General features: G+C 40.2%; 6 protein-coding genes and 1 pseudogene. All 7 read right to left on the bottom strand.

Annotated features, from left to right (window positions below; translation table 11 throughout):
• Positions 1 to 33 precede the first annotated feature (33 nt).
• The gene (locus tag E1176_RS07760; protein WP_155210044.1) at positions 34 to 525 is read right to left on the bottom strand and encodes a GNAT family N-acetyltransferase; all 492 of its coding nucleotides are present in this window, start codon (positions 523 to 525) and stop codon (positions 34 to 36) included.
• Positions 518 to 2,011, bottom strand: coding sequence for a pyridoxal phosphate-dependent decarboxylase family protein (locus E1176_RS07765; RefSeq protein WP_155210045.1), 1,494 nt, complete (start codon positions 2,009 to 2,011; stop codon positions 518 to 520). The genes E1176_RS07760 and E1176_RS07765 overlap by 8 nt, the downstream gene beginning before the upstream one ends.
• Positions 2,001 to 2,489, bottom strand: a complete 489-nt coding sequence (locus E1176_RS07770; protein ID WP_155210046.1) for a MarR family winged helix-turn-helix transcriptional regulator — start codon at positions 2,487 to 2,489, stop codon at positions 2,001 to 2,003. Before E1176_RS07770 ends, E1176_RS07765 begins: the two co-directional genes overlap by 11 nt.
• Positions 2,490 to 2,585: 96 nt before the next feature.
• Positions 2,586 to 3,086: a response regulator gene (locus E1176_RS07775; protein ID WP_155210047.1), complete on the bottom strand. Its 501-nt coding sequence runs from the start codon at positions 3,084 to 3,086 to the stop codon at positions 2,586 to 2,588.
• Between the two features lie 302 nt (positions 3,087 to 3,388).
• A complete protein-coding gene (gene pruA, locus E1176_RS07780) occupies positions 3,389 to 5,020 on the bottom strand; it encodes an L-glutamate gamma-semialdehyde dehydrogenase (RefSeq protein WP_155210048.1) in 1,632 nt (543 codons plus the stop codon).
• Positions 5,021 to 5,092: 72 nt separating this feature from the next.
• Positions 5,093 to 5,788, bottom strand: a complete 696-nt coding sequence (locus tag E1176_RS07785; protein ID WP_155210049.1) for a YjjG family noncanonical pyrimidine nucleotidase — start codon at positions 5,786 to 5,788, stop codon at positions 5,093 to 5,095.
• A 1-nt stretch (position 5,789) separates the two neighbouring features.
• A pseudogene (locus E1176_RS20600) lies at positions 5,790 to 6,022 on the bottom strand (transcriptional regulator); the annotation flags it as partial.

A 6,022-nucleotide genomic window follows, 5' to 3' on the forward strand; every position in this document is an offset into this window, starting at 1 on the left:
TAACTCTGCTGTTTTTCTCGTCCGGCCATCTTTTTATAGGCTACGATACATCACATAGGCATTTACCAACCCCAATTGCACATGTTTAAAAGCATTGGGTATTTCTCCTACTATGCTGAAGCCTAATTTTTGCCACAAATTAACTCCGGCCGTATTGGATTTTACTACGATATTAAATTGCATGGCCTCGTAACCAAGGTCTCTGGCTATGTCAAGTGAAGCTTTACAAATCTTATGACCAATTCCTCTGCCTCTAAAGTCAGGGTGTACCATATATGAGGCATTGGCAATGTGTGAGCCTAAGCCGGGCTGATTATCTTTAATGATAAAAGTAGCTACTACCTTCTGGCCGAGCTTAGCCACATGACAGTGTTTGTTTTTGCCACACCAATAGCTCAACATATCTTCTTTAGAACTCTCTGGATTAAAAACATAGGTATCGCCAGTGGCAATCACTACTTTTATAATTTCCCAGATTGCTTCATGATCAGAAGGATTGGGTTTAGATATTTTTAAATCATCCATTGTCGTCCTTAGTCAATGGTTGCATTTGCTTCTCCAGATCAGCGCCAACTTCACTGATTACCTTGAGCAGACGATCCATGTGAGATTTCTGAATGCGGTGGTTTATCATACACGCTCTTATGACCGGTCTTTGATGTAAAGTGGTGCCTGTAATAAACACACGAGCATCTTTTTCCAGTGCGGGAATTATGGCCTTATTCAGCTTGTCAATATAGGCTTTATCAGTTTTAAGAGAAGTGTCGGTGCCGAGATATCTAAAGCATGTCACCGATAGGTCTGGGTTGTTGCACAACTCAAACGCATCATGCTTTTCTACTTCGTCAGCCAGGTATTTTGCCAAATCGATATCTTTTTGAATGGCTTGCTTAAAAGCGTCAGCACCATAGGCCTTAAAGCTCATCCATACTTTAAGCGCCTTGGCATTTCTTGAGAGTTGGAAGTGATGTTCGTTAAAGTCAAAACGGCCATCATCTTTGGTGTCTGTGTCGAGGTAAGCGGCTTTTTTATAAAAAGTCTGATTGAGTTTTTTCCAATTTTTCACAAGCGTACAGCCTGCCTCAAGGGGTTGATAAAGCCATTTGTGAAAATCAACAGCCACGGAGTCAGCACGCTCAATCCCTTTAAATTTTTCTGATAGTCCGTGAAGACCACCAGCTAAGCCACCGTAGGCTCCATCGATATGGTACCACATGTTATGGTCTTTGGCTATGTCTGCCAAAGTATCCAGAGGATCGATAGCACCTGTATTCACGGTGCCTGCATTTCCAATCAGGCAAAACGGTTGATAACCATCTGCGATGTCTTGCTCTATCTGCTGTTTCAATGCTTTTAGATCGATGATGCAATTGTGGTCGGTAGGTATTTTGCGATATTGATTCATACCAATACCAAGTAATTCTATACTCTTGTCCACACACCCGTGTACTTCATCAGAAGCGTAAACGATAAATGGTTTGAAACCAAATAGACCTTTGTTTCTTATATCTTCTTTTTCGAAATACACATTCCGCGCGACAGTAAGGCCTGTTAGGTTTGCTGCAGAGCCTCCACTCACCAATACGCCACCTACATCGCTACCATAACCCATAAATTCGGCTCCCCATTGCACAACTCGCTTTTCCATTTCTGAAATAACAGGGGCTAGGTGCCATTTACCCACATTTTGATTTATAGAAGTGGCCAGCATTTCTGCCGCGATTGACATGTGAGTACCACCTGCCAATACATAGGCATATAAATTGGGACCGATGTTCATGGTGGCCGTGTCGAGTACTTTTTCTTTCACCCAATTAAGCAGTTCTTTTTTATCCTGGCCTTTGGCCGGCAAAGGCTCATTAAGCCATGCTTTTATTACTTCGGGAGTGTTGCCACCATAGGCAGGTTTATCATCAAGATTTTGATATCTGTCTAAAATAATTTCTTTGGCCTGATCAAGAAGGGCTTCAAACTCCTGATCGCTATAGTCGAGTGTAAAATTATTGTCCATTGCTTTCTATATTTTCTAATGTCATTTCCATAAAACTTTTTTGGTCAAGTCGGGCTTCAATCATGTCAAGTAGCTCTAGCAAGTCAGTTTCACCAACCATTTGTGCTACGCCTTGCGTACCTGCAGTCCATATTTTTTCTAGCTGAGGGTATACATTTTTAGTCTTGTCAGAAAGACTCAATAATTGCTTGCGGCCATCGTCCTGGCATTTTCGAGAGTTGAGGTATCCACTTTTAATCATTTTGTTGATAATACTGATAATGCTGGGGTGTGACATTTGAAGTGCTGCTGATATTTCAGTCACCGACAACTCCTTTTCTTCTTTTAGAAGTTTGAAAACCAGATACCAGTTGGGTTCAATGTCTAGGCCGAGGTGCTTGTACATCTCCCGCCCACTGTGAATCATCTTGTCGCTGATGCGTTTAAGTCTGGAGGCTAGGGCCAGGTGGCCCAGTTGCTTTAAAAAATCGTCTGTCATTTCAACTTATGTAGTTAGCTACACAAATATAGGTAAAATATGTAGTTAGCTACATTTATATTACTAAATTTTTATTTTGAGCTTTAAATTAGAAAACTAAGAAAGGATGTCAGTAATGATTGTATTGAGCTCTTCCAGACCCTTTTCGTCTTTTATTATATAGTCTCGCAGTCCATTTTCTACAAAAGCGCCTCGCAATTTTACTTCTAGCTCATTGAGGATTATGACTTTCTGGTTTGGATTGGCATCCATGATCTGATCAAAAGTTTCTCGACCAGATATGGTGTGAGAAACGCCTTTATTAAGGAAGAAATTAAGAAAAATAAGATCGGGATTATGTTTTAGGTCTTTGAGGCAGCTGGTGCCTGTGGTATAGTTTTTTACCTTAAATCTATACTTGGTTTGATTTACCTCGAGTTTTAGTTTAGAGAAATGTGTGTTTAATTGCTGAAGGAAGGAAGGATCATCTTCAACAATGTAAATCAATAATTCCTGCGGTTTAAGCTCCGAAGGAAACTTGATATTTATAATGTCTTGATCTGATTTTTTATGCTGATTACGCAGTTTATCAACTCTTGAGAGAGAAAATAGTGACATTTAGTTGGTTTTGGTTTACAAGTTTTTGGCTTCCCCTCATTCTCTTCCAACATACAAGGTTGTAATAATTGCTGATAAATCATAATTAATAAATCATAATTTGTAGAAAAAATTACACGACAACGCGTTATGCATACTATTAAAAAAAAAGAGGCTGTCTCAAAAGTCTTTAACACCGTCACTCAGAGCGAAGCGTGGAGTCTTTTTTTCCATTTGAATCCAGATTTTAGGGATTCTTCACTGCGTTCTTCATGACGACACTACTTTTGAGGCAGCCTCATCATATAAATATGATCAATGTCCTATTCTTCTTCTAAGAAAGGGTATTTGTAGTCAACTGGCGGTACAAAAGTTTCTTTGATCGTTCTCGGAGAAACCCATCTAAGAAGGTTAAGTACAGAACCTGCCTTATCGTTAGTACCTGATGCTCTCGAGCCACCAAACGGCTGCTGACCAACTACTGCGCCTGTAGGCTTATCGTTGATGTAGAAGTTACCAGCGGCATTTACTAATTTCTTAGTAGCCATTTCTGCTGCATATCTATCAGTTGAGAAGATGGCTCCTGTAAGTGCATAAGGAGAAGTTGTATTTACCAACTCAAGCGTTTCTTCAAATCTTTCTGCCTGATACACATAAATAGTAACCACAGGGCCAAAAATCTCCTCACACATGGTAAGCGACTGAGGGTCTTTAGTTACAACCACTGTTGGTTCGATGAAATATCCTTTTGACTTATCATAGTTTCCACCAGCGATAACCTCGGTCATGTCATCAGCCTTTACCTTATCGATGTAGTCGGCAATTTTATCAAAGGCACGCTCATCAATTACAGCATTTATAAAGTTTGTGAAATCTTCAGGATCGCCCATTTTCATATCCTTAAGATCTGCCACAACGTTTTCTTTCACTTCATCCCATAGATTTGAAGGCACGTACACTCTAGAAGCTGCAGAACATTTCTGACCCTGGAACTCAAATGCACCTCGTGAAATTGCCGTTGCTAATTGCTTAGCATTAGCTGACTTATGTGCCACGATAAAGTCTTTACCACCAGTTTCTCCAACCACTCTAGGGTAAGTTTTGTATTTATCTACATTCTGTCCAATGGTTTTCCAAAGGTTTCTGAATACACCAGTACTTCCTGTAAAGTGAAGTCCGGCAAAATCTGCATGGTTAAAAATAACATCTCCGGCAACCGGCCCATCTACATAAATAAGGTTGATTACACCGTCTGGTAATCCTGCCTCTTTCAAAACCTGCATGATGATGTTTGCAGAGTAAACCTGAGTATAAGCAGGCTTCCATATCGCAGTGTTGCCCATAAGTGCAGGCGCGATCGGAAGGTTACCCGCTATAGAAGTAAAGTTGAAAGGAGTGATGGCAAACACAAAACCTTCTAGCGGTCTGTGCTCCATGCGGTTCCATATACCAGGTGAAGATTCTGGTTGCTCAGCATAAATCTGAGTCATGTAATGCACGTTGAATCTTAGAAAATCTATAAACTCACACGCAGCATCGATCTCTGCCTGATAGCAGTTTTTTGATTGCCCTAGCATCGTAGAAGCATTGATTTTTGATCTGTAAGGACCAGCCAAAAGTTCAGCTGCTCTAAGGAAAATACTTGCCCTATGCTCCCAGCTCATAGAAGCCCACGCTTCTTTAGCACCAAGTGCAGCTTTTACCGCCTGCTCTACATGTGAGCTGTCACCTTCGTGAAAATGACCAAGCACATGCTGGTGGTCATGCGGAGGATTCATAGGTATTTTATTACCTGTTCTTACCTCATCGCTACCGATGTACATTGGTACATCCATCTCTTGTGAGCGAAATTCTTTGAGTGTCTTTTTTAACTCAATTTTTTCTGGTGATCCCGGGGCATATGATTTTACCGGTTCGTTTTTCGGTGTTGGCACCGTATATATTCCTTTTGGCATATGATTTAATGGGTTATTTGTTAAAAATCTTGCTTTCGGACTGCAAATTTAGCTAATACACTTGCAAATACCTTAGAGGATATCCATCAATTGGCTCAGGCAGTTAATCTCGTAGTTGATTGTGGCCTTGTGCGCCCTTTTGTGGGGGTTGAAATAAACTGCATCGATTGAGGCGTTTATAGCTCCTTTTACATCGGCACTTAAATTATCGCCAATCATCAAGCTTTTGTCACTCTTGGCACTGGCATGACCCAGGGCGTATTCAAATATCTCTTTTGATGGTTTTCTATGACCAGACCCATCTGAAGTGATCATCCCTTTGAAGTAAGGTTTCAGATTAGATTTTGTGATTTTTATCTGCTGGACATCATCAAAGCCGTTGGTAAGAATAAACAGCCTGTATTTTTGCTGTAGATAATCTAAAACATCCAATGTATAAGGAAAGAGGTTAGTTTTTTGAGGGCATTCCTTGATATACTCAACAGACATATCTGTAGAAAAACTACGGTTTTTGATGCCCAGGTTCTTTAAGATACTATCAAACCTCGTGTTTCTTATATGCTCGCGATCAACATGACCTTTATTGTAGTTGCTCCAAAGTTTCTCGTTTACTTGCGTGAAAGTATTTAAGAAAAGGTCAAGCGATACATCCTTGTAGTCATTCAAGCCATACTTTATATATAAGTCTGAAAGCGCTTCTACAGAATTTTTGTCGTAATCCCAGAGCGTGTGATCCAGATCGAAGAAAATGACCTCATATCGCTGCATACTATTTTTGCCAGTTTTTAGATTCTAATTTGTTTATAGCTAACTCACGGTTGGTATACATTGTTTTATAGGTGTCAAAATCATTACGCAGCGTCTGGTCTTTTTCCAAAAATTTGTAGATCTGACTGATGATCTCATAAACCTCATCTTTGAGATAATAAAAGACCCATTGGTCATGTTTTTTGGTGTTGAGAATCCCCGAGTTTTTGAGGTAGATCAGGTGGCGTGAGGTCT

Source organism: Fulvivirga aurantia (assembly GCF_009711475.1).
GTDB classification, from domain to species: Bacteria; Bacteroidota; Bacteroidia; order Cytophagales; family Cyclobacteriaceae; genus Fulvivirga; species Fulvivirga aurantia.